Here is a 21,996-nt window from a genome sequence, read left to right as displayed (position 1 = left end):
GATGCCGGCTGTCTGGCACACCACCCCGGGGCCGGCCATCGATAGAGGCGAAACGCTCCAGGCAGGCGAGGAAAAAAATGGCGGATCTGACAGGTAAGGTGGTTGTCATAACCGCGGCGGCGCAAGGCATCGGTCGGGCGAGCGCGCTGGCTTTCGCCAAGGCAGGCGCAAGCGTTCACGCCACCGATATCAACGAGCCGTTGCTGGCGGAGTTGGGCAAAACCCCCGGCATTACGACGCGAAAACTCGATGTGCTGAACGACGCGGCCGTCGCTTCCGCCTTCGCCGAGATCGGCCGCGTCGATGTGCTGTTCAACTGCGCTGGCTTCGTCCATGGCGGTTCAATTCTGGAGATGAAGGACGAGGATCTCGACTTCGCGCTCAACCTCAATGTCCGTTCGATGATCCGCACCATCCGCGCCGTGCTGCCAGGCATGCTGGAGCGCGGCGACGGCTCGATCATCAACATGGCCTCGCTGGCAAGCTCGCAGAAGGGCGTGCCGAACCGCTTCGTCTACGGGCTGACCAAGGCGGCCGTGGTCGGCCTGACCAAGGCGGTCGCCGCCGACTATGTCGCCATGGGCATTCGCTGCAACGCCATCTGCCCGGGCACGGTCGAAAGCCCGTCGTTGCAGGACCGCATGCATGCACAGGGCGACTATGAGGCGGCGCGAGCGGCCTTCATCGCCCGCCAGCCGATGGGCCGGCTTGGCACGCCGGAGGAGATCGCCGATCTCGCCGTCTACCTTGCCGGCGCCACCTACACGTCGGGGCAGGCCTACAACATCGACGGCGGCTGGTCGATCTGACGAAAGGCTCCGAAGTCGGCGGGTTGGTCGGATCGAAACGTCTGAAAATCTCGACGATTTGGCCGGCATCGCAGCGGGCTCGCTTGCCGCCGGTGTGGTCGGCGACTACGGTCCGCTGGCTTTGATGGGAATTTGTGAAAACGGCCGCTGGCCGCAAGGTGGAGAACGTTGAGATGAAGTTGTTGCGCTATGGCGAAGCTGGCAGTGAAAAGCCCGGCCTGCTTGATGCGGATGGGAATATCCGCGACCTTTCCGCTCATGTCGCCGATATTGCCGGGACGACGCTTCATCCGGCCTCGCTGGAGATGCTCTCCAAGCTCGATCCCAAGACGCTGCCGGTGGTCTCCGGCAAGCCGCGCCTGGGCGCCTGCGTCGCCGGCACGGGCAAATTTATCTGCATCGGCCTCAACTATTCCGATCACGCCGCCGAGACCGGCGCCACGGTGCCGCCGGAGCCGATCATCTTCATGAAGGCAAGTTCCGCCATCGTCGGCCCGGATGACGACGTGCTCATCCCGCGCGGTTCGGAAAAGACCGATTGGGAAGTCGAGCTCGCCGTGATCATTGGCAAGACGGCAAAATATGTTTCGGAGGACGACGCGCTGGATTATGTCGCCGGCTACGCCGTCGCGCATGATGTGTCGGAGCGCGCCTTCCAGGCCGAGCGCCAGGGCCAGTGGACCAAGGGCAAATCCTGCGACACGTTCGGACCGATCGGCCCGTGGCTGGTCACCAAGGACGAGGTCGCCGACCCGCAGAACCTGAAGATGTGGCTGACCGTCAACGGCAAGACCATGCAGAACGGCTCGACCAAGACCATGGTCTACGGCGTGAAGTATCTGGTCTCCTATCTCAGCCAGTTCATGTCGCTGCATCCCGGCGACATCATCTCCACCGGCACGCCGCCCGGCGTCGGGCTGGGCATGAAGCCGCCGGTGTTCCTGAAGGCCGGCGACGTGGTGGAGCTCGGCATCGAAGGCATGGGCCAGCAGAAGCAGACGTTCAAGGCGGACGAGTAAGCCGGCGCTTACCTCAACACCTTCCCATCCGCGCCAAGCCGATACGTCTTCGCCGCGTCCGGCGTCGCATAAAGCGTCGCGCCGGGCTCGGCATTGTACACGCCGAAGATGCGCACCGTGATCAGCCCGGCCTTCTCGCAGTCGAGGTAGAGGTTGGTGTCGGCGCCGAGATGCTCGGCATGCACCACCGTGCCCTTCCAGGCGCCGGAATTCGCATCGACTGTCAGATGCTCCGGCCGCACCCCGATGGTCTTCGCCGTTTCGCCCAGTCGCGCGCCGTCGATGAAATTCATCTTCGGCGAGCCGATGAAGCCGGCGACGAATTCGTTGGCCGGCGAATTGTAGAGCTCCATCGGGCTGCCGATCTGCTCGATGCGGCCGGCATTGAGGACGACGATCTTGTCAGCCAGCGTCATCGCCTCGACCTGGTCGTGGGTGACATAGATCATCGTCGCCCTGAGCCGCCGGTGCAGTTGCGCGATCTCCAGCCTTGTGTTGACGCGCAGCGCCGCATCGAGGTTCGACAGCGGCTCGTCGAACAGAAAAAGCTTCGGCTCGCGCACCACGGCGCGGCCGATGGCGACGCGCTGGCGCTGGCCGCCCGACAATTCCGCAGGGCGGCGCTCGAGATAGGGCTCGAGCGACAGCATCGCGGATGCGATCTTGATGCGGCGCTCGATCTCGGCGGTTGGCGTGCCGGCCTGCTTGAGGCCCAGCGCCATGTTGTTCTTCACCGTCAGATGCGGATAGAGCGCGTAGGTCTGGAACACCATGGCGATGCCGCGTTTCGCCGGCGGCGTGACCGAGACATCGGCGCCGTCGATCAGCACGCGGCCGGAGGTCGAGTCCTCCAGGCCCGCGATCACGCGCAGCAGCGTCGACTTCCCGCAGCCGGACGGGCCGACGAAGACGACGAACTCGCCGTCCGTCACTTCGAGGTCGATGCCCTTCAGCACCTCGACCGGCCCGAAAGCCTTCTTCACATTCTCGATCTTCAGCGAGCCCACGGCTTCGTTCCTGTTCTAGAGTTTGACGGCGTTACCGCTGCGCACGCTCTCGTCGGCGGCGAGGCAGACGGCGAGCGACTTCACGGCATCGTCCATGTGGCGGGTGAGATCGATATTTTCGCGGATGGCCTTGAGCAGGAAGGCCTGCTCCAGATCGCAGAGCTCCTGGTGGCCCGGCTCACCCTCCATCGACAGCAGCTGGTCTTCCTTGGCCAAGCTGCCGTCGGGTCCGGTCGCCGCACTATGCAGCCGGATGGTCGAGGTCTTGGTGTGGGTGTCGATGTCGTCGGACTTCACGCCCTCCTTCATGACGATCGACACGCAGCCCCTGGGCGACATCACGTCCTTCACGAAGAAGGCTGTCTCGGAGATCATCGGCCCCCAGCCGGCTTCATACCAGCCGACAGAACCGTCCTCGAACAGCACCTGCAGGTGGCCGTAATTGTACATCGACGGCGCCACCTCGTCGCTGAGCCGCACGCCCATGCCGCGCACCTCGATCGGCCTCGCGTCGGTGATCTGCAGCATGACGTCGAGATAATGCACGCCGCAGTCGACGATCGGCGAGGTCGTCTGCATCAGATGCTTGTGCGTCTCCCAGGTGTGGCCGGAGGATTGCTGGTTGAGGTTCATGCGGAAGACATATGGACCGCCGAGCTTGCGCGCCTCGGCGATCAGCCGGATCCAGGACGGATGGTGGCGCAATATATAGCCGATCACCAGTTTCCTGCCGTTGGCCTTGGCCGCATCGACGACGCGTTGCGCGTCGGCAACGGTCGTCGCCAGCGGCTTCTCGACGAAGACGTGGCAACCGGCCTCGAAGGCCCGCACCGCATAGTCGGCATGGCTGTCGGAATAGGTGGCGATCGCGGCGACGTCCGGCTTCTCGTCGCGCAGCACCTCCTCGAAGGAGCGGCGGATGTCGTAGCCGCCAAGCCCCTCCGGCAACGGCACGTCGGAGCGGTTGACCAGCGCGGCGATGTCGAAGCCCGGATTGGTGTGATAGGCCAGCGCATGGCTGCGGCCCATATTGCCAAGGCCGGCGACGACGACACGAAGGGGTTTATCGCTCACAGACTGCTCCACTTTCTTTTGAGAGGGTGTCACCCCGGGCGGGGTGAAGCGCAGCCCTGTGGAGAGTTGGCTGTTACGGCTCACTTGACGGCTCCCGATGTGATGCCGCGGATCAGTTGCCGCGAGAAGATGACATAGAGGATGAGCACCGGCAGGATCGCCAGCGACAGCGCCGCCAGGATCGCGTTCCAATTGGTGACGAACTGGCCGAGGAAGAGCTGCGCGCCGAGCGTCACCGTCTTGGTCTCTTCCGACGGCGCCAGGATCAGCGGGAACCACAGATCGTTCCAGATCGGGATCATGGTGAAGACGGCGACCGTTGCCATCGCCGGCCGCACCAGCGGCAGGACAAGGCGGAAGAAGATCGTATATTCCGACAGCCCGTCGATACGTCCGGCGTTCTTCAGGTCGTTTGACACCTGCTTCATGAATTCCGACAGGATGAAGATCGCCAGCGGCAGGCCCTGCGCGGTGTAGACCAGGATCAGCGCCGTCAGCGTGTTCACCAGCCCGCTCGCCACCATCAGTTGCAGGATGGCGACGGTGCCGAGCCGGATCGGGATCATGATGCCGAGCGCCAGGTAAAGCCCCATCAGCGTGTTGCCGCGGAAGCGGTATTCCGACAGCGCGAAGGCGGCCATCGCGCCGAACAGAAGCACGAAGAACAGCGAGGCGACAGTGACGACGAGGCTGTTCTGGAAATAGTGGAAGAAATCGCCCTGGCCGAACACGGTGGTGTAGCCGATCAGGTCGAAGGTCTTCGGTGTCGGCGGCGTCAGCGGCGCGCCGAAGATGCCCGCGCGCGATTTGAACGAATTCATCACCACCAGGATCACCGGGAACAGCGCGATCACCGTGTAGGTGATAAGGATCGCGTGCGCGCCGATGGTGCGGGGCAGGGAACGGGTGGCTAGGCTCATGGCGCGCCTCAGAACTGGTAGCGACGCAGGCGCGTCTGCACGAGGAACAGGTAGACGCAGACGCCGGCGAGGATGATTAGGAACATGATCGTGGCGATCGCGGCGCCCATATTCGGATCGCCGACCTGCAGCTGGAAGCCGAAGAAGGCGCGGTAGAGGAAGGTGCCGAGAATGTCGGTCGAATAGTTCGGCCCGGCGAGCGCGCCCTGCGCGGTGTAGATCAGGTCGAAGGCGTTGAAATTGCCGACGAAGGTCAGGATCGAGATGATGCCGATCGAGGGCAGGATCAGCGGCAGCTTGATCTTCCAGAACTGCGCCATGCCGGTGATGCCGTCGCATTCGGCCGCCTCGATCACCTCGTCCGGGATCGACAGCAGCGCTGCGTAGATCAGCATCATCGGGATGCCGACGAACTGCCACACCGACACCAGGCTGAGCGCGGTCAGCGCGTATTGCTCCTTGCCGAGCCAGGGCGTGAAGAAGCTCTTCAAGCCGACAAAATCCATCAGATGCGGTGCCACGCCCCAGATCGGCGACAGGATCAGCTTCCAGGCGAAGCCGACGATGACGAAGGACAGGATCGTCGGCACGAAGATCGCCGTGCGATAGAAGGCGGTGAAGCGCAGCCGGGGGCTGGAAAGCAGCGCTGCCAGCAGGATGCCGATCGGGTTCTGCACCAGCATGTGGATGATGAAGAACCAGACATTGTTCCTGAGCGCATTCCAGAAATTCACCGACCAGTTCGGATCGCCGAACAGCGTGCGGAAATTGCCGAGGCCGACAAACACCTGGGACTGCTCGATGTTGCGGAACAGCGAGAGCTGCAGCGTGCCGAACAGCGGCAGGATCATGAAGGCGGTGTAGACCAGCACCGCCGGCGCCAGGAAGACGCCGACATGCCAGCGTATGGGTCTTTTCGCTCGCGTTTCTGCAGCCATGGTCTCGGTGTCCATGAGTTCGGTTCCCCGCCGTCTCTGGGTTCCAGTTCGGTGATGCTAGCTGATGCCTCGATGCACGGCCTGGCTGTCCCCTCTGGGGGTAAGACAAGGCCAGCGACAGATCGGCTCCGTTTTCCCCGCGAGATCGAGGGTAAGACCGGGAGGCTGCGCCGACAATCGCTATCTAACAGCTGTTCGAATGCCGGCCGGGCATGTTCCCGGCCGGCCCGTTGCCTGCGACTTTACTTCGCCGGCTTGTACCAGCTGTCGAGGCCGTCCTGCAGCTTCTTGGCCGCGGCCTCCGGCGTGTCGGTGCCGTTGATCACGTTGGCCGATTCAACCCAGGTCTCGTTCTCGAGGTTCGGCGTGCCGCGCGACAGGATCTGGTAGGTCGAGCGGATCGTCGACTTGCACTTGCCGCGCCAGGAGACGAATTCCTGCGCCAGCGGGTCTTCCATCTTCACCGGCGTCGAGTTCAGGCTGAAGAAGCCCGGCAGCGCGTTGGCATAGATGGTGGCGAAATCAGGCGAAGCGACCCAGGACAGGAACTTCTTGGCCTCTTCCGGATGCTTCGATGCCGCGTTCAGGCCCATGCCGATATCGGTATGGTCGGAGATGTAGCAGGTATCGCCGGCCTTCTGCACCGGCGGCGGGAAGGCGCCCATCTTGAACTGCGCCTGTGTGTTGAACAGGCCGATCTCCCACGAGCCGGCCGGGTAGATGGCGGCGCGGCCGAGCGTGAACAGGTTCTGGCTGTCCGGGTAGGTCTGGGCCTCGAAGCCGTCGCCCAGATAGGGCTTCCACTTGGCCAGTTCCTTGTAGGGCTCGACCCAGTCGGCATCGGTCAGCTTCTGCTCGCCCTTGATCAGGGCCGCGCGGCCTTCCTCGCCCTTCCAGTAGTTCGGGCCGATATTCTGGTAGCCCATGGTCGCGGCTTCCCAGAGATCCTTGGTGCCCATCGCCATCGGGATGTAGGTGCCGTCGGCCTTGATCTTGTCGAGCACGGCGTAGAACTCTTCGTTGGTGGTCGGCACCTTGAGGCCGAGCTTGTCGAAGGCGTCCTTGTTGTAGATGAAGCCGTGGATGACCGAAGCCATCGGCACGCAGAAGCTCGACTTGCCGTCATCGGTCTGCCAGGCGGCCTTGGCGACGGGCGAGAAGTTCTCCATGCCGGGCAGCGAGGAGATGTCGGCGAGGTTGCCCTTCTTGAACAGCTCGAGCGACTTGTCGAAGGGGCGGCAGGTGATCAGGTCGCCGGCCGAGCCGGCGGCGAGCTTGGCGCCGAGCGCTGCGTCATACTCGGTCGGAGCCGAAGGCGCGAACACCACCTTGATGCCGGGGTTCTTGGCTTCGAAGGCCGGGATCAGCTTGTCCTTCCAGATGGTCAGGTCGTCGCCGCGCCAGCTTTCGATGTTGAGCGTCACGTCCTCGGCCAGAGCCATCCCGGTGGTGCCGAGGATGCCCGTGCCGAGGATGCTTGTGCCGAGCAGAAGGGCCGTCAGTAGTTTGGTCTTCATCTTCAGTCTCCCTGTTGACCTTTTTCAGGTTCGGTTTTGATGAGAACAGAGGCTCAGCGCCCCTTGCTCCCCTCGATCTCGGAAAGCGCCGGCCGAAGCTTTTGGCCGGTTCCTTCCAGTATCTTCTCGGCCGCATCGGCGTTTGCCGCGCCCGCGGCGAGCAGAATGGCGGTCTTGACCACGCCCCCGCTCTTCTCGAGCAAGCGGGCGGCGTCGTCGCGGCTCTTGCCGCTGATGGCCGCGACCATGCGCACGGCGCGGTCGCGCAGCTTGATGTTGTCGGCGGTGAGATTGACCATGTAGCCGTCATGGACATGGCCAAGATGGATGGCGGCAAGCGTCGACAGCATGTTGAGCGCGATCTTCTGCGCGGTGCCCGCGCCCATGCGCGTCGAGCCGGCGATCAGCTCCGGTGGCGTTTCGAGCAGGATGGCGACATCGGCCTGCTTGAACAGCGCGGCGCCCCGGTTGTTGGCGATGGCGATGGTCGCCGCGCCGCGGCTGCGTGCGTCCTGCAGCGCCTGGACCGCATAGGGGGTGGAGCCGCTTGCGGAGATGGCGATCAGGCAGTCGCCCTTGCCGATGGCGGCCGCGGCAACAGCCGACGAAGCTTCCTCGGTGTCGTCCTCGGGGCCGCCTGCCAGCGTGCGGAAGGCATTGTCGCCGCCGGCGATCAGGATGGCGATCCGGTCGCGGGCGATGCCGAAGGTGCCAGGCAATTCCAGCGCGTCGGCCACCGCCATCAGGCCGGAACTGCCGGCCGCCGCATAGGCAAGTTTCCCGCCACTCTTCAACTGCTTCGCGATGAGTTCGGCGGCGGCGGCGATCGCCGGAATGGCGCCGTGCACGGCCTTGGCGGCCTCGATCTGGGCGTTGGCCAGGAACGCCAGAATGGCTTCCGGGGCCTCGACATCCAGCCCCTCGGCATTCTGGTGAAGCGCTTCCGTGCGCGTCTCGGCCATCCATTTTCCTCCGACCTGAACGAACAATACCAAAAAAATACCACTTGTCCACACGCATTAACGAATTTCAGGTGGCGGAACTCGCTTTCCGGCAAATTAACGTGATTTTTCAATAAAATACGGATTAATCTTTTTTGAACCGAAATTAACTCTTGGCTATTGGTATTTTATTGGTATTATCCGGCCCCGAGGAGAAATCGCGTGAAATTCGTGCTTGGCATCGATGGCGGCGGCACCAGCTGCAGGGCGGCCCTTGCGACCGTCGACGGCGTTGTCGTCGGCCGCGCCAAGAGCGGCGCCGCCAACATCCGCACCGATCTCACCGGCGCCCGCGCCAACATCATCGAAGCGGCCAGGCAGGCTTTCCTTGCGGCTGGCGCGGATCCGGATTTGATCCCGCAAACACCGGCCATTCTCGGGTTGGCCGGCGCCAATGTCGGCACCTACCGGCAGCAGCTCGAAGCAATCCTGCCCTTCAGCCGAAGCCGCGTCGAAACCGATGCCGAGATCGCGCTCGAGGGGGCGGTCGGCTCCGGTGACGGCGCCATGGCCATCCTGGGCACAGGCACCGCCTATATGGCGCGTAAAGAGGGCAAGTCCCGCGCCATCGGCGGCTGGGGCTTCCAGGTCGGCGACCAGGGCAGCGGCGCCCGCATCGGCCGCGACCTGCTGGAACAGACGCTGCTTGCCTATGACGGCATCCGTCCGGGCTCGCCCTTGACCGACGCCATGCTCGCGGTCTTCCGCAACAATCCGGAAGACGTGGTCGAATTCACCACCAACGCCAAGCCCGGCGATTTCGGCGGCTTCGCGCCGAAGGTTTTCGAGCATGCCGAAAAGGGCGATCTCGTCGCCAATTTCATCCTCGCCAAGGCTGTGGCCGATGTCGAGGCTTCGCTCGGAGCGCTCGATCTTGCCGACGACGCGCCGGTCTGCCTGCTCGGCGGCCTGGCGCCGCTTTACGCGCCGCGCCTTTCGGCGCGTTATCAGGCGCTGCTCAAAGCCCCGCTCGACGATGCGCTGGGCGGCGCCGTTCAGATGGCCGCGCGCGTCTTCGCCAATGGTTCGGAGGCCGCCCGATGAGCGCCGCCGACCAGATATTCGCCATGCTGAAACAATCCTCGCAGAGCGGCGCGCCGCTTTATCTGCAACTGCGGAAAAGCATCGAGGAAGCGGTCAATCGCGGCCTGATCGGTCCCGGCGACGCGCTGCCGTCGGAGCGCGACATCGCCAGCAAGGCCGATATCTCGCGCGTCACCGTGCGCAAGGCGGTGCAGGACCTCGTCAAGGGCGGCATCCTCATCCAGCGCCACGGCTCGGGCACCTTCGTCGCGCCGCGCATGGAGCGCGTCGAGCAGTCGCTGTCCCGGCTCACTTCCTTCACCGAGGACATGGCGCGCCGCGGCATGACGGTGCGTTCGGTCTGGCTCGACCGCGGCCTCTATGCGCCGTCGCCCGACGAGATGATGGTGCTCGGCCTTTCCTCGACCGAGCTGGTGGCCCGCGTCGCGCGCCTGCGCATCGCCGACGACACGCCGCTGGCGATCGAGCGCGCGGCGCTCTCGGCCAGCGTTCTGCCCGATCCCGAAGCGATCGGCTCCTCGCTCTACGCCGCGCTTGGCATGACTGGCAATCGTCCGGTGCGCGCCGTGCAGCGCATCTCGGCCACCAATCTCGGCGATGCCGATGCGCGCCTCCTGGAAGTGCCGCCGAGGGTTGCCGGACTGCAGATCGAGCGCATTTCGTATCTGGCGAGCGGCAAGGTGATCGAGTTCACCCGCTCAGTCTACAGGGGCGACGCCTATGATTTCGTCGCGGAACTCCGGCTGACCGGGCCGGGAGAGGAGATCCGGCCATGAGCGCCACCACCACCCATATGCGGCGCGAGATCGACGAGATCCCTGAAGCCGCCGCCCGCCTTCTCGACGGCTCGGCTTCGGCTTTGGCCGAGGCCGGTCGCGGCCTGCGCGAGCGTGACCCGCAATTCGTCGTCACCGTGGCGCGCGGCTCGTCCGACCATGCCGCGACCTTCATGAAATATGCCGTCGAGCTGACGGCCGGCCTTGCGGTCGCTTCCGTCGGGCCGTCGATCGCTTCGATCTACGGCGCCAAGTTGAGACTCCGTGGTTCCGCCTGCCTGGCGGTCTCGCAGTCGGGCAAGAGCCCGGACATCGTCGCCATGGCCGAAACGGCGCGGGCCGGCGGCGCGCTCACCGTCGCCATCACCAACACGGCCGACTCGCCGCTCGCGCGGGCTTCCGATTACGCCATCGATATCCTCGCCGGGCCGGAGCGCTCCGTCGCGGCCACCAAGACCTTCGTCAATTCGGCCGTCGCCGGCCTCGCGCTGATGGCGCACGCCACCGACGACCAGGCACTGCTCAAGGCGCTCGCCGGCCTGCCGGCCCATTTCGAGAAGGCGATCGCCTGCGACTGGATGGCGCTCGCCGGCGCCTTGGAGGATCCGCAGTCGCTCTTCATCCTCGGCCGTGGCCCCTCCTTCGCCATCGCCAGCGAGGCGGCGCTGAAATTCAAGGAAACCTGCGCCATGCATGCCGAGGCCTACAGCGCGGCGGAAGTCATGCATGGGCCGCTGGCACTGGTCGGACCGGGGTTCCCGGTGCTGGCGCTTGCCGCGCGAGACGCGTCGGAACCCTCGGTCGCCGAGGCGGCTGATGGTCTGACGGCCAAGGGCGCCGCCGCCTTCATCACCTCCGACAAGGCCAAGGCCGCGAGGCTTCTTCCCCATGTCGCTACCGGCCATCCGCTTACCGATCCGCTGCCGCTGATCGTGTCCTTCTATGGCTTCGTCGAGGCCTTCGCGCGTCATCGCGGCCTCGACCCGGATACGCCGCGCAATCTGCGCAAGGTGACGGAAACCGTATGAGCAACCGTTTCGCGCTCACCGGCGCCCGCATCTTCGACGGCGCCGACTGGCATGACAACGCCGCCCTTGTCGTCAAGGGCGACCTGGTCGAGGCCATCCTGCCCGCCGGCGCCATTCCGTCCGGCGTTCCGGTGGTCGAGACCGGCGGCGGCCTGCTGGTGCCCGGTTTCGTCGACATCCAGGTCAATGGCGGCGGCGGCGTCATGCTCAACGACCATCCCGACGTCGCCTCGATAGAGACGATCTGCCGGGCGCATGCGCCTTTCGGCACCACGGCGCTGCTGGTGACGCTGATCACCGACACGCCGGCGATTACCGCCGCCGCCATCGCTGCGGGCGGCGAGGCGGCCCGGGAAAAGGTGCCGGGCTTCCTCGGCCTGCATCTGGAAGGGCCGCATCTTTCCCTGGCCCGCAAGGGCGCGCATGATCCGGCGCTGATCCGGCCGATGACCGACGCCGACCAGGCCGCGCTCATCGCCGCGCGCCAGGACCTGCCGGTGCTGCTCACCACGATCGCGCCGGAATCGGTCGAACCGGTCCGTGTCACCGCGCTGGCCAAGGCCGGCGTTATCGTGAGCCTCGGCCATAGCGATACAAATTACGCGACGGCCAGCGCCTACGCCGCCGCCGGCGCCACGGTGGTGACGCATCTCTTCAACGCCATGAGCCAGATCGGCAACCGCGAGCCGGGCCTGGCGGGCGCTGCGATCGATAGCGGTGGTCTGTATGCCGGCATCATCGCCGACGGCATCCATGTCAATCCGGCGACGATGATCCTCGCGCTGCGCGGCAAGCAGGGGCCAGGCAAGATCGTGCTGGTCACCGACGCCATGGCGACGATCGGCACCGACATGACGTCGTTCACGCTGAACGGCCGCACCATCTACCGCAAGGACGGGAGCCTCAGGCTCGCCGACGGCACGCTGGCCGGCGCCGACCTGGACATGATCTCCGCCATCCGCTTCGTCCATCGCGTCATCGGGCTCGATCTCGACGAGGCCTTGCGCATGGCCTCGCTCTATCCCGCCGAGGCAATCGGCCAGCCGCACCGGCTCGGGCGGTTCGCCAACGGGACAGCTGCCGACATTGTTGGGCTGTCGGAGGATCTGGATGTCAAGAATGTCTGGATCGGTGGCGAGAAGGTTTTTGGAGCGTAGGCCTCTCGATCCCATCGTCAGTCGGGAAACCCACGCAAACGTTCGCGATTGTGCGAAGCCTTTAGCGCGTCGCCATCCTCGGGCTTGACCCGAGGATCCATTCCGTGACCTGTGATGTAGAGTGCAACGGTGCAGAATTCTGCCATGTTAGCAGCGCGGTAGCGTTACGGAATGGATCCTAGGGTCTGCGCGCGTCGCTTTGCTCCTTGCTCCTAGGATGACGACCCCGATGGGCGCCTCGGCCAATCTCCGAGGCCCGCCGCTCGATAGTAATTAGCCGGCTCAACGCGCTACGTAGATATCCTTATACGCCTCGCGCAGCACGTTCTTCTGCACCTTGCCCATCGTGTTGCGCGGCAGTTCGTCGACGAAGATCACCTGCTTCGGATGCTTGTATTTCGCCAGCCGGCTAGCAATAGCGCCGGCAATGTCTGAGGCGTCAATCACCGATCCCAGCTTGCGCACCACGACAGCGGTGACGCCCTCGCCGAAATCAGGATGGGCGACGCCGATCACCGCGCTTTCGCTGACGCCGTCGAGCGCGTCGATCTCGCTCTCGATCTCCTTCGGATAGACATTGTAGCCGCCGGAGATGATCAGGTCCTTGCCGCGTCCGACGATGTGGACATAGCCGTCGGCGTCGATCAGGCCGAGGTCGCCGGTGATGAAGAAGCCGTCGTCGCGGAACTCGGCCTTGGTCTTCTCGGGCATGCGCCAATAGCCGGCAAAGACGTTCGGCCCCTTGACCTCGATCATGCCGATCTCGCCCTGGGCGAGCGGCCTGGCCGTCTCGCGATCGGCGATGCGCAGCGAGACGCCGGGCAAGGGGAAGCCGACCGTTCCGGCGCGCCGCTCGCCGTCATAGGGATTGGACGTGTTCATGTTGGTCTCGGTCATGCCGTAGCGCTCGAGGATGGCGTGGCCGGTGCGCTCGCGCCAGGCCTTGTGCGTCTCGGCGAGCAGCGGCGCCGAGCCGGAGATGAACACCCGGATTGTCTTCGCAGCCTCGCGCGTCAGCCCCTCCTGCTGCAGCAGCCGCACATAGAAGGTCGGCACGCCCATCAAGGCCGTCGCGCGCGGCATCAGCGACAGGATGCGCGCCGGGTCGAATTTCTGCTCGAACAACATTGTCGCGCCGGCCATCAGGATAACGTTGGTGGCGACGAACAGGCCGTGCGTGTGGAAGATTGGCAGCGCGTGGATCAGCACGTCGTCGGCGCCGAAGCGCCACTGCTCGACCAACACGCGGGCGTTGGAGGCAAGGTTCTCGTGGCTAAGCATCGCGCCCTTGGAGCGGCCGGTGGTGCCCGACGTGTAGAGGATGGCGGCAAGATCGTCCGGCCCGCGCGCGAGGTCGCTGAACTGCGTCGCCTGCCGCGAAGCCTGGCTGGCCAGCGTTCCCTGTCCCTCACGGCCGAGCGTGAGCATCGTGGCGCCGATCGACGCGGCAAGCGGCTCGACGCCGGCAAGACGGTCCGGATCGCACACGATCAGCTTCGGCTCGGCGTCGCGGAAGAAATAGTCGAGTTCGGGCAGCGTGTAGGCCGTGTTGAGCGGCAGGAAGACCGCGCCGGCACGCAACGAGGCGAGATAGAGCAGCGCCGCCTCCGGGCTCTTCTCGACCTGGACCGCGACGCGGTCGCCCGGCTCGACGCCGGCCTGCACCAGCGCATGCGCCAGTTGCGCCGACTTCGCCAGCATGTCGCCATAGCTGATCGAACGGCCGTCATCCGTCTCCATCAGCAGTCGGTCGGGAGCCGGCATGCGGGAACGGAACGCGTCGAACAGATGATTGGTCATGCAGGGTTCCTCAGGCGCGGACGCCGAATGGCACATGCGTCGCGCTCGCCTGAGCGAATAGCAGATTTGGCCGCCGGAGCAAAAAGACCGTGGGCGGGTTTCCGTCGCTATCTGCGGCGCGCCTTGGCAATACCGGCCCTCGGATCATAGCCCTGGGCGAAGCGTTCCATGCACATCGCGGCGGTGAGGCGGTAGTGGTTGAGAAGCGCCTCGACGGCGCCGTCGGCGTCGCCATCCAGCGTGCGCTCGGCGATGATGCGGTGCTCGCCGAGATCGTCGCGGCCCATGCCCGGCCCGTTTTGCGAGATCAGCCGGTAACGCGAAGCCTGGTCGGAAAGCTGTTCGCAGAAGCCGATCAGCCAGTGCGAGCGGCAAGCCGCGATCAGCGCCCGATGAAAGGCGCGGTGCAGCTTCTCCCATTCCGGATCGTTGGTCGAGGGATCCTCCGGCAGGCGACACTCGGCGCGGGCCAGGCGGTGGAGGGCCAGCACCAGCTGTTCTTCCCATTCGGCCGTGCGGTGCGCAATGGATTCGCGCAGTGCCCGTTCCTCCATCCAGCAGCGCGTCCGCGTCAATTCCTCCAGTTCCGCGGCGCCGACCGGCATGAGGAAGAAGCCGCGCTGGTCATGCCGCCCGAGCAGGCCCTCGGCGGCAAGGCGGTTGAGGGCCTCGCGCACCGGTGAGGCGCCCGCCCCGTAGCGCGAAACCACCCATTCGACACGCAGCTTGCTCTCGGCCTCCAGCGCGCCGCGCAAAAGATCGTCGCGGAGCTTTTGGTATACTGAACTGGCCAGCGTGCTCTTGGCGCCCTTGCCGTCGCCCGCATCGGCAGTTCCGTGTGTCAAATGAACTCCTAATGCTTGCCCAGTTTTGTCAGGGTCCCTCGGTCAAGCAATTTCCCGTACATGTATCATACAGCCGGGCAAGGTGGGCTCAAGCGGTAGATGATATTCGACTTTAAGACAAGGCGGCTGGTCTATTGAATGTGTGAAGTAGAATCTCGACAAAGAAACCGCTATTCCTGCACGGCGTTATATATACTGAACAGTCGTTCAATGAGCGCTTCGGCTTTGGAACTCGGGCGAGAGGCGGGCCGGTTGTATATTAACTGGCAGCCTTGTCGGCAGCCGTGCGAATCGCTTCAATGTTTGCCCTGTAGGCTTCGACGCTGCCGCCCTTGAAGACGGCGGCGCCCGCCACCAGCACATTGGCGCCGGCCGCAGTTACCAGCGGCGCGGTCTCGGCCGAGACGCCGCCGTCGATCTCGATATGGATCGGCCGGCTGCCGATCAGCGCCTTCACCCGCCTCACCTTGTCGACGATCGCCGGGATGAAGGCCTGCCCGCCGAACCCCGGATTGACGGTCATGATCAGGATCAGGTCGAGCCGGTCGAGCACATATTCGATCGCCGTCTCCGGCGTCGCCGGGTTCAGCGAAACGCCGGCTTTCTTGCCGAGGCTCTTGATGGTCTGCAGCGAGCGGTCGAGATGCGGCCCGGCCTCGGCATGCACCGTCATGCCGTCGCAGCCGGCCTCGGCGAAAGCCGCCAGGTAAGGATCGGCCGGCGCGATCATCAGATGGCAGTCGAAAAAGGCCTTGGTGCGGTTGCGGATCGCCTTGATCACCGGCGGGCCGAAGGTGATGTTGGGCACGAAATGGCCGTCCATCACGTCGAGATGGATCCAGTCGGCGCCGGCCGCCGCGACGGCCTCGACCTCATCACCCAGCTTCGAAAAATCCGATGCCAGCACCGACGGTGCGATCAGGGTCTTCTTGCTCATGGTGCGGCCTCTGTTGCGGATGCAAATCTCGGATTGCCTAGAGCATTTTGCGCCCAAGTGGAATCACTTGGAGTTGCGGAAATGCGGCTAACAGGAGGAAGATGCCGAAAGGGGAAGCGCGGGACAAGAAAGACCCGCCGGATCGCTCCGGCGGGTCTTGGTCTTCAGCCGCCTGGTTTACGGCTTGAAGTTCTGGATGTTGGCGCCCGCCGGGTCCTGCAGCACACGCCGCGGCTGTCGCTGCGGCACCAGCTGCTGCAGGATGTTTGGGTTGAGCAGCAGGTTCGGATTGATCCCCAGGCCCGGCTGCCGGCGGATCGGGAAGCAATCCGGATACCGTCCGGTCGTGCCGACCGGGCAGCGCCGCCTGATAATCGGCTGGCAAATGCCGTCGATCATCTGCGAGCCCGGAGCGCATTCAGCGTCTTCGAACGTGCCGCATCTGCCTTCTATCACCTCGGTGCCGCGCGGACACACGCAGGCGCCGCGCTTGTTGAGGACCTGGCCGCGGATCGAGCACGTCTGCGGCTTCCTGATCGGCGTGCAAGCCTTGCCCTTCAGCGCCGTCCCCTTCGGGCAGACGCAATCGCCATCGGCGTTGCGCACCTGGCCGCGGATGCGGCACTGGGCAGGCGGCTGCCGGTCAGGCACGCAAGCCTTGGCCGCGCGGTCGAGATGCGTCCCGTCCGGGCAGGTGCAGCCGTTCGATGTCGGCACCGCGCCACGGATCGTGCACTTCGGTGGAGCGACCTGGCAAACGCCGTTGACCAGCTCGCCGCGGCGGCACACGCAGTTGCCGTTCTCGTCGCGGTATTGGCCGGGACGCAGCGTGCACTGCGACTCTTCCGGTATGTCGCTCCGCACGCATTTGCCGTTCTCCAGATCGGTGCCGCGCGGGCAGACGCAACGTCCGTCCGCCGTCCGGATCTGGCCCTGCAGCAGGACGCAGCGCGGCGGTGGCGGCAGCGGCAGGAGCTTGGTGCCTCCGCCGGACGTGCCCCCGCTGCCCGAACACTGGCCATTGCGGAAGGTGGTGCCCTCCGGGCAGACGCAACGGCCGGCCGAGTTCATCACCAGTCCATACAAGCACTGGTTCTTCACCTCGTGCCGGGTGGTGAAGGGATGGCACGCATAAGCCTTGCCGCGATCGCCCTGGTTGGTGGTCAGGTCGCGCGACAGCACGTCGCCGCCGCCTTGCACCGGCGTGTTCGGAGGAAGCACGCCGACGCAGTTCTGTCCGCTGACCGTGCCCTGCAGAGCGGCAAGACGCCCATCCTCGGGAAGGATCACGGTGACGTGGTGGCTGTGGCTTTCGCCGGCGCCCAGCGTCAGATTGGCGATGCAGGATGCCGGCAGCGTCGTCGGCTCCGGCGAACAGCCGAAGGGTGGGTCGATCGACGTGATCGGAACGTCTTCCAGCCGGCCGAGACCCTCCACGCCGATCGCATCGCCGATGCGGACTGGACCCGAGAAGGGGTTCGGCCCGTCATTCGTGATGGTGATCTCGAACGAGCATGGTTCTCCCGGCTGGCATTCGGCATCGCCGGTCTTCTCGACGCGGATGGTGGAGGCGCCGCCGCCCTTCGCGCAGGGCTGACCGATCGGGTAGACGATGTCGTCGCCCGGCGCCGGCCCAAAACTGCCACGCGCGCAGTTCTCGAACGCGCCATTGCCGCTCACCGTCACGTCCAAGTGCCGGCTGGTTCCGGGCGTCATCACGGCGCCGGGAATCTGACACGACAGCGTGTTTGCAGGCACCGGACCGCAAGCCCAGTCCGCACCGTCAGGGGTGACGGTTTGAATCTGGACAGGCGCTCCGCCCGACACCAGCGTGGCGGCATCGCTGACCCGCACCGGGCCAGTTGGGGCCGCGCTGCCGGCATTAGTGACGGTGATCCGGCAGGAAACAGCCGCGGCACCGGCCAGCGAGCCGCCGCATGTCTTGGTGATGCGCAGGCCGGGCTGACCGCCATTCGGATGGCGGATGCGCTCGGTCGCGCAGGCCTTGTTATTGGCGAGGTCGACCTCGCCGGGAATGCCTTTCACCTCGGCGCAGTTCTCGACCGTGTCCGGCCGGTAGTTTGCCGGCATCACCGCCTTGACGACGATCGGCGTCGAGGCGCCCGGAGGTAGCGCGATGCCGGCATTGTCGCAGCGGAACTGTCCAGGCCCGTTCGGTCCGCAAGCCCATGGCAGGCTCGGCCCGAAGGTCGACGAGGTCGGCGCGCCGCCCGGATAGGTGTCGATCACCGTCAGCGGCCCGTTATAGGTGCCGGTGCCGTTGTTGATGATGTCGATCACGAAAGAGCAAACGCCGTCCGGCGTGCAGACCGGGGTGCGGGCGCGCTTCTTCAGGATCAGGTCGACCTTCTTCTCGACCGGCGGATTGCACTGCGGATCGCGATCGCCACGGCTGCAGATCGGGATCGAAGCGCAGCCGCGGTCGTTCTGCTGGCTGCCGAACAGCGGCTTGCCGCTGGCCTGGTAGTCATAGGCGGCGCAGTTGCGCAACGCGCCGCCCTGCCAGCCGCCCGCCGGCTTGAAACCGAGCTTGAGGTTGACCGCGGCGCCGGGGTTGAGCGTCGTTACCGGATAGGTGCAGGTCATCGGCGTCGTGCCGGGCACGCAGACCCAGGGCGCATTCGGCCCTGAAGTCAGCACCGAGCCTGCCGGCAACGTCACCTCGTCGAGCACGATCTTGCCGTTATAGGGCGCGTCGCCGACATTGGTGACGGTGATGGTGAAGTCGCAGCCGCCGGCCATCGTGCAGCGCGGCACGTCGGCATGCTTCTCGACCTTGAGGTCCGGCTCCTTGTCCTTCGGCGGGCATCTCAGATCACGCGGGATGACGATGTCGATGACCTGCGTGCAGCAGAGCCCCCAGCCCGCCTTCGGCCCGGCATAGGTCTCGATGCCGGTGACGATGAGGTGGATGGTCTCGCCGGGCGAGGCGCCGATGATCTTCCAGTTCAGCACGCCGCCGCCGACCGGCACTTTCTGCGTGTCGGGAACGATGCTGATGCCGGGCGTGGTCGTCGCCACCTGCACCCATTTGCCGCCCATCTCCGGTCCGACCGGCATGTGGTAGACGAAGGCGCCGCCGCGGGGCACGCAATCGACAGTGCCGCGCTCGACCTTGAAGCATTCCTTGCCGGGAGGCGGAGGCGGCGGGTTGCATTTGGTCAGGTCGATCCTGATCGAGGTTTTCACCCCGGTGAGGAAATCGCCGTCGTCTAGCTTGTCCGGATCCTGCGAGGGGATGGTCGTTGCCGGCCCGCCTCGCAGCGAAACCTTGATCTCTCCCTGGTTGTCGACCGTTGCCGGTGCGGGGAAGGCCGCATGGTCTATCTTGGCGGTGATCCGGAAGGTGATGACGCGTTCGTTCGCAGCACCCGCGCCATCGAGGTTGGCAGCGCTGATGCGGAAATTGGAGACGCTCGCCGTGTCGTTCGGACCCGCCGACGTGCTGATCGAAGCAGCCGGCAGCGGTCCGCCGGAGGCGCTGGTGCCGTCGCCGGCGACATTGACGCTGACGATCTGCAGGCCGTGCGGCAGCTGGTCCCTGAAATCGAGCCTTGTCGCCTTGAGCAAGGCCGCCACGCTTGGCCGGTCGAAATCCTGCGGGTCGCCATGGATGCCGAAGCTCAGGACATATTCGACCGTATCGCAGCTTCTCTGGCCGCCTTTCTTGGTGAAGAACGGCACGATCCGCGCAAGTTCCGCGTTGATGCCGCGTGACGCCGGATTGGCGGCCTGGCTGGTCGTGGCCGGAGCCTGGTCCTGGGCGACAGCCGGCAGAGCCGGCATCATGGCGACCGCGATACCGGCCGCCATCAGCCAGCGCGCGCCGCGCCTGGCATATGACAGGGGCTTCATGATCGTTTCCAAGACGGTTTCGCGCGAGGCGAAGCGGGAGTGGGCGAGATCGCTCATCTTTCCCTCCTCGGCACTTCGCAGTCGACGGCTGGCGTTCTGAGCGGCAGTGTCATCTTGCAGCAAGGGTAGTAGCCGCCCTTGTCCTGGTCGGACTTGCGGTAGAAGCAGAGCCCGACATTGACGGTATCGCCCGGATCATGGCCGGTGATGTCGACCGTGTAGGGCTTGCCCGGGACATGCGACATGGGGGTGGTCACCCCGACGCCGGGCGTCCTGGACTGCGCCTTGATGGAATCGCCGCCGAAGCCGGCGTGGTCATGGAGAGTGAGTTCGGCCCGCAGCCCGCGCGGCGTGCAGTAGTAATGCACGTCCTCAACATCGACGCAGGGCGGCAGGTTGCCGGGCGGCGGGAAGTCGGGCGGATAGAACGGAGGCAGATAGCCGCCGGGGATTTCCTCGTAATAGCCGGCGCGGCCCTCGCAAGGACGCCAGACCCTGACGTCGCCGACATGGCCTTGCACGTCCGGGTCCTCGAAATAGCCGTCGAAATCGACGAACCAGGAGCCGAAGGGCGGCACGTTGGCCGGCTTGACCAGCCCGCTCGGGGTCAGCTGCACGCCATGCACGGCAAGCGGCCCGCCGGCGGCGAGCCGCTCGGCAAGCTCCGGATTGTCGCGCAATTTGTCGCCGGTGTTGACGACGGTGTCGGTGCAGACGGACGTGTCGAGATTGCCTTCGGCATCATAGCGATATTGCAGGTCGACGCCGCCGGCCGACTGGCGATTGCCCTGCGGGAAGCCGATCGCATATTCCGATGGAACCTCGACCCAGGCCGATTCCGTCGCCGGATCGTCCGGGTCCTCGCGCCAGTAGCGGATCAGCTCGCCTTTGCCGGAGGAGGCGAAGCGGCTGTAATCATAGCGATTTTCGATCGGGCCGCGCTGGGCGAGATACATGAAGCCCTTGTTGTCGAAGGCGATGTCGGTGACCGCATAATCCTGGTCCGCCTTGACCGTCAGCTCCCAGCGCGGATCGCCTGCGAAGCTTCCGTCGCTCGCAATGCCGACCGACCAGATTTCGGCCTTCTCGCCGACGGAATAGTAGAGCCGGCCGCCATGATAGGAGACGGCCCAGACCCGGCGCGCATCCTGCGTGTAACCCCAGGTCGCGGGGTCTTCGGCGTCGAAGGCCGCGCCCTGGATGTCCATTGGGACGCCGTCGTCGGCGACCGGGGCCAACCCATGCGCCGGGCGCCCGGCGATGCCATGGTCGAAGCTGTCGATCGGATTGCCCTCGATATCGATGCGCTGAATGAGCCCCGTGTCGAGATCCGAAGCGAAGAAATCGCGATGGGTCGGATCGAAGGCGAGGTTGCCGATGCCTGGCCCGCTGTTGGTGTCGATGTCGGCGAATTTGGAGACGGCACCCGTGATGCCGTCGATCTTCCAGATCGTGCCCGGGCCGCCTCCATTCTCGGTACCGAACTGGCCATCCATGAAGACCGCGCCCGCGGCGCCGCGGCGCTGCCGTTCCGGCCTTCCATCACTGTCCGCGTCCGAGGTGACGATCTCGACGCCGTGCAGCGAGGTCGCGGCCGCATAGAGGTTGGGAACGCCCGACGGCACGCCGTCGCGCACGCCATCGTCATAGGCGAGGCCGAACACCTCGCCGATCTGGCCGGCCGTCACCTCGAAGGGCGGCGGCGTGAAGACAAGCTGGCCGGAAGCCGGTCCCCCGAGATGCGAGACGTTGAAAATGCGCAAGGATGCGCGCGACGTGTCGATGAAGGTCTCGTCGACCGGGTCGACGCCGGGCGGCAGACCCCCCTTTTCGGAATCGGGAGGGTCGAAATCGGGAATGATGGTGCCCGGAAAGCCGGTGACCGCCATCGATCCGGGATAGATGATCTCCTGCGCCTTCGCCGCGCCGCCGAGCCACAAGCCGGCGGACAGCGCCAAAGCGAGAATTCCGCTGCCTGTCGCGATTGCGCGGCGCAAACGGCCGCCACGGGAACGCAGGAACGAGCCGCGAACGCCAGACATTGAACTCCCCCGAAGCCGCTGGGAGAAACGTCCGTTCTTGCCGCGCCAACCAGGGCAAGGCGCGGCGTTGCGGCACGTTCTTCCCCGATCGAATTGTCTGTTTTCCTCTTTGCGACGATACGCCGGCTGCCGGGCAGGGTCAACGGAATCAGCCGGAAGCCTAGCGCGTCGACCCCATCCCGAAGGCGGTGATCGCGCCGGACTCC

17 protein-coding genes are annotated in these 21,996 nt (G+C 65.4%); 6 read left to right on the top strand and 11 right to left on the bottom strand.

Annotated elements, in window-relative coordinates; genetic code table 11:
* The first annotated feature begins 77 nt into the window (after window positions 1-77).
* Both EJ072_RS12430 and EJ072_RS12425 read left to right on the top strand, forming a co-directional pair.
* Window positions 78-809 carry an SDR family oxidoreductase gene (locus EJ072_RS12430; RefSeq protein WP_126079961.1) on the top strand — a complete coding sequence of 244 codons (732 nt, stop codon included), beginning with the start codon at window positions 78-80 and terminating at the stop codon, window positions 807-809.
* A 173-nt stretch (window positions 810-982) separates the two neighbouring features.
* Window positions 983-1,828, top strand: coding sequence for a fumarylacetoacetate hydrolase family protein (locus tag EJ072_RS12425; RefSeq protein WP_126079960.1), 846 nt, complete (start codon window positions 983-985; stop codon window positions 1,826-1,828).
* An 8-nt stretch (window positions 1,829-1,836) separates the two neighbouring features.
* Here the strand turns inward: EJ072_RS12425 and EJ072_RS12420 are convergent, their stop codons facing one another.
* From EJ072_RS12420 to EJ072_RS12395, 6 genes are all read right to left on the bottom strand, one after another.
* Window positions 1,837-2,835 carry an ABC transporter ATP-binding protein gene (locus EJ072_RS12420; RefSeq protein ID WP_126079959.1) on the bottom strand — a complete coding sequence of 333 codons (999 nt, stop codon included), beginning with the start codon at window positions 2,833-2,835 and terminating at the stop codon, window positions 1,837-1,839.
* 15 nt (window positions 2,836-2,850) lie between these two features.
* Complete coding sequence (locus EJ072_RS12415) at window positions 2,851-3,909, bottom strand: Gfo/Idh/MocA family oxidoreductase (RefSeq protein ID WP_126079958.1); 1,059 nt, start codon at window positions 3,907-3,909, stop codon at window positions 2,851-2,853.
* 80 nt (window positions 3,910-3,989) lie between these two features.
* On the bottom strand, window positions 3,990-4,829 hold the full coding sequence (locus tag EJ072_RS12410; protein WP_126079957.1) for a carbohydrate ABC transporter permease: 840 nt from the start codon (window positions 4,827-4,829) through the stop codon (window positions 3,990-3,992).
* 8 nt (window positions 4,830-4,837) lie between these two features.
* On the bottom strand, window positions 4,838-5,767 hold the full coding sequence (locus EJ072_RS12405) for a sugar ABC transporter permease (RefSeq protein WP_126083605.1): 930 nt from the start codon (window positions 5,765-5,767) through the stop codon (window positions 4,838-4,840).
* 242 nt (window positions 5,768-6,009) lie between these two features.
* On the bottom strand, window positions 6,010-7,284 hold the full coding sequence (locus EJ072_RS12400; protein ID WP_126079956.1) for an ABC transporter substrate-binding protein: 1,275 nt from the start codon (window positions 7,282-7,284) through the stop codon (window positions 6,010-6,012).
* A gap of 53 nt (window positions 7,285-7,337) precedes the next feature.
* Window positions 7,338-8,246, bottom strand: coding sequence for an N-acetylmuramic acid 6-phosphate etherase (locus EJ072_RS12395; RefSeq protein WP_126079955.1), 909 nt, complete (start codon window positions 8,244-8,246; stop codon window positions 7,338-7,340).
* A 201-nt stretch (window positions 8,247-8,447) separates the two neighbouring features.
* Between EJ072_RS12395 and EJ072_RS12390 the strand changes: the two genes are divergently transcribed.
* Genes EJ072_RS12390 through nagA form a run of 4 tightly spaced genes read left to right on the top strand, consistent with a single transcriptional unit; the run spans window position 8,448 to window position 12,290 of the window.
* Window positions 8,448-9,329 carry an N-acetylglucosamine kinase gene (locus EJ072_RS12390; RefSeq protein WP_126079954.1) on the top strand — a complete coding sequence of 294 codons (882 nt, stop codon included), beginning with the start codon at window positions 8,448-8,450 and terminating at the stop codon, window positions 9,327-9,329.
* Window positions 9,326-10,105, top strand: a complete 780-nt coding sequence (locus EJ072_RS12385; RefSeq protein WP_126079953.1) for a GntR family transcriptional regulator — start codon at window positions 9,326-9,328, stop codon at window positions 10,103-10,105. The genes EJ072_RS12390 and EJ072_RS12385 overlap by 4 nt, the downstream gene beginning before the upstream one ends.
* Window positions 10,102-11,133, top strand: a complete 1,032-nt coding sequence (locus EJ072_RS12380; protein WP_042637388.1) for an SIS domain-containing protein — start codon at window positions 10,102-10,104, stop codon at window positions 11,131-11,133. The genes EJ072_RS12385 and EJ072_RS12380 overlap by 4 nt, the downstream gene beginning before the upstream one ends.
* Window positions 11,130-12,290: an N-acetylglucosamine-6-phosphate deacetylase gene (nagA, locus tag EJ072_RS12375; RefSeq protein WP_126079952.1), complete on the top strand. Its 1,161-nt coding sequence runs from the start codon at window positions 11,130-11,132 to the stop codon at window positions 12,288-12,290. The genes EJ072_RS12380 and nagA overlap by 4 nt, the downstream gene beginning before the upstream one ends.
* Before the next feature lie 282 nt (window positions 12,291-12,572).
* On the opposite strand, the gene EJ072_RS12370 is transcribed toward nagA, so the two are convergent.
* The 5 genes from EJ072_RS12370 to EJ072_RS12350 all read right to left on the bottom strand — a co-directional run bounded on the left by EJ072_RS12370 (window position 12,573) and on the right by EJ072_RS12350 (window position 21,790).
* Window positions 12,573-14,090: a malonyl-CoA synthase gene (locus EJ072_RS12370; RefSeq protein ID WP_126079951.1), complete on the bottom strand. Its 1,518-nt coding sequence runs from the start codon at window positions 14,088-14,090 to the stop codon at window positions 12,573-12,575.
* 107 nt (window positions 14,091-14,197) lie between these two features.
* Window positions 14,198-14,935, bottom strand: coding sequence for a GntR family transcriptional regulator (locus EJ072_RS12365; RefSeq protein WP_126079950.1), 738 nt, complete (start codon window positions 14,933-14,935; stop codon window positions 14,198-14,200).
* Window positions 14,936-15,194: 259 nt separating this feature from the next.
* Window positions 15,195-15,872 (bottom strand): ribulose-phosphate 3-epimerase, encoded by a 678-nt coding sequence (rpe, locus tag EJ072_RS12360; RefSeq protein ID WP_126079949.1) that lies wholly within the window; start codon window positions 15,870-15,872, stop codon window positions 15,195-15,197.
* A 177-nt stretch (window positions 15,873-16,049) separates the two neighbouring features.
* Window positions 16,050-19,805: a hypothetical protein gene (locus EJ072_RS12355; RefSeq protein ID WP_126079948.1), complete on the bottom strand. Its 3,756-nt coding sequence runs from the start codon at window positions 19,803-19,805 to the stop codon at window positions 16,050-16,052.
* On the bottom strand, window positions 19,802-21,790 hold the full coding sequence (locus tag EJ072_RS12350) for a hypothetical protein (protein WP_126079947.1): 1,989 nt from the start codon (window positions 21,788-21,790) through the stop codon (window positions 19,802-19,804). Before EJ072_RS12350 ends, EJ072_RS12355 begins: the two co-directional genes overlap by 4 nt.
* Window positions 21,791-21,996 lie beyond the last annotated feature (206 nt).

It is taken from the genome of Mesorhizobium sp. M2A.F.Ca.ET.046.03.2.1, from assembly GCF_003952425.1.
Lineage (GTDB): Bacteria > Pseudomonadota > Alphaproteobacteria > Rhizobiales > Rhizobiaceae > Mesorhizobium.
This window is presented reverse-complemented; position numbering and strand designations above follow the sequence as displayed.

What these genes read in the sequence shown, in the direction of transcription:
- EJ072_RS12430 (WP_126079961.1), top strand. Translation starts at nt 78, where the DNA reads ATGGCGGATCTGACAGGTAAGGTGGTTGTCATAACCGCGGCGGCGCAA.
- EJ072_RS12425 (WP_126079960.1), top strand. Translation starts at nt 983, where the DNA reads ATGAAGTTGTTGCGCTATGGCGAAGCTGGCAGTGAAAAGCCCGGCCTG.
- EJ072_RS12410 (WP_126079957.1), bottom strand. Translation starts at nt 4,829, where the DNA reads ATGAGCCTAGCCACCCGTTCCCTGCCCCGCACCATCGGCGCGCACGCG.
- EJ072_RS12405 (WP_126083605.1), bottom strand. Translation starts at nt 5,767, where the DNA reads ATGGCTGCAGAAACGCGAGCGAAAAGACCCATACGCTGGCATGTCGGC.
- EJ072_RS12400 (WP_126079956.1), bottom strand. Translation starts at nt 7,284, where the DNA reads ATGAAGACCAAACTACTGACGGCCCTTCTGCTCGGCACAAGCATCCTC.
- EJ072_RS12395 (WP_126079955.1), bottom strand. Translation starts at nt 8,246, where the DNA reads ATGGCCGAGACGCGCACGGAAGCGCTTCACCAGAATGCCGAGGGGCTG.
- EJ072_RS12385 (WP_126079953.1), top strand. Translation starts at nt 9,326, where the DNA reads ATGAGCGCCGCCGACCAGATATTCGCCATGCTGAAACAATCCTCGCAG.
- EJ072_RS12380 (WP_042637388.1), top strand. Translation starts at nt 10,102, where the DNA reads ATGAGCGCCACCACCACCCATATGCGGCGCGAGATCGACGAGATCCCT.
- nagA (WP_126079952.1), top strand. Translation starts at nt 11,130, where the DNA reads ATGAGCAACCGTTTCGCGCTCACCGGCGCCCGCATCTTCGACGGCGCC.
- EJ072_RS12370 (WP_126079951.1), bottom strand. Translation starts at nt 14,090, where the DNA reads ATGACCAATCATCTGTTCGACGCGTTCCGTTCCCGCATGCCGGCTCCC.
- rpe (WP_126079949.1), bottom strand. Translation starts at nt 15,872, where the DNA reads ATGAGCAAGAAGACCCTGATCGCACCGTCGGTGCTGGCATCGGATTTT.
- EJ072_RS12355 (WP_126079948.1), bottom strand. Translation starts at nt 19,805, where the DNA reads ATGAGCGATCTCGCCCACTCCCGCTTCGCCTCGCGCGAAACCGTCTTG.
- EJ072_RS12350 (WP_126079947.1), bottom strand. Translation starts at nt 21,790, where the DNA reads ATGTCTGGCGTTCGCGGCTCGTTCCTGCGTTCCCGTGGCGGCCGTTTG.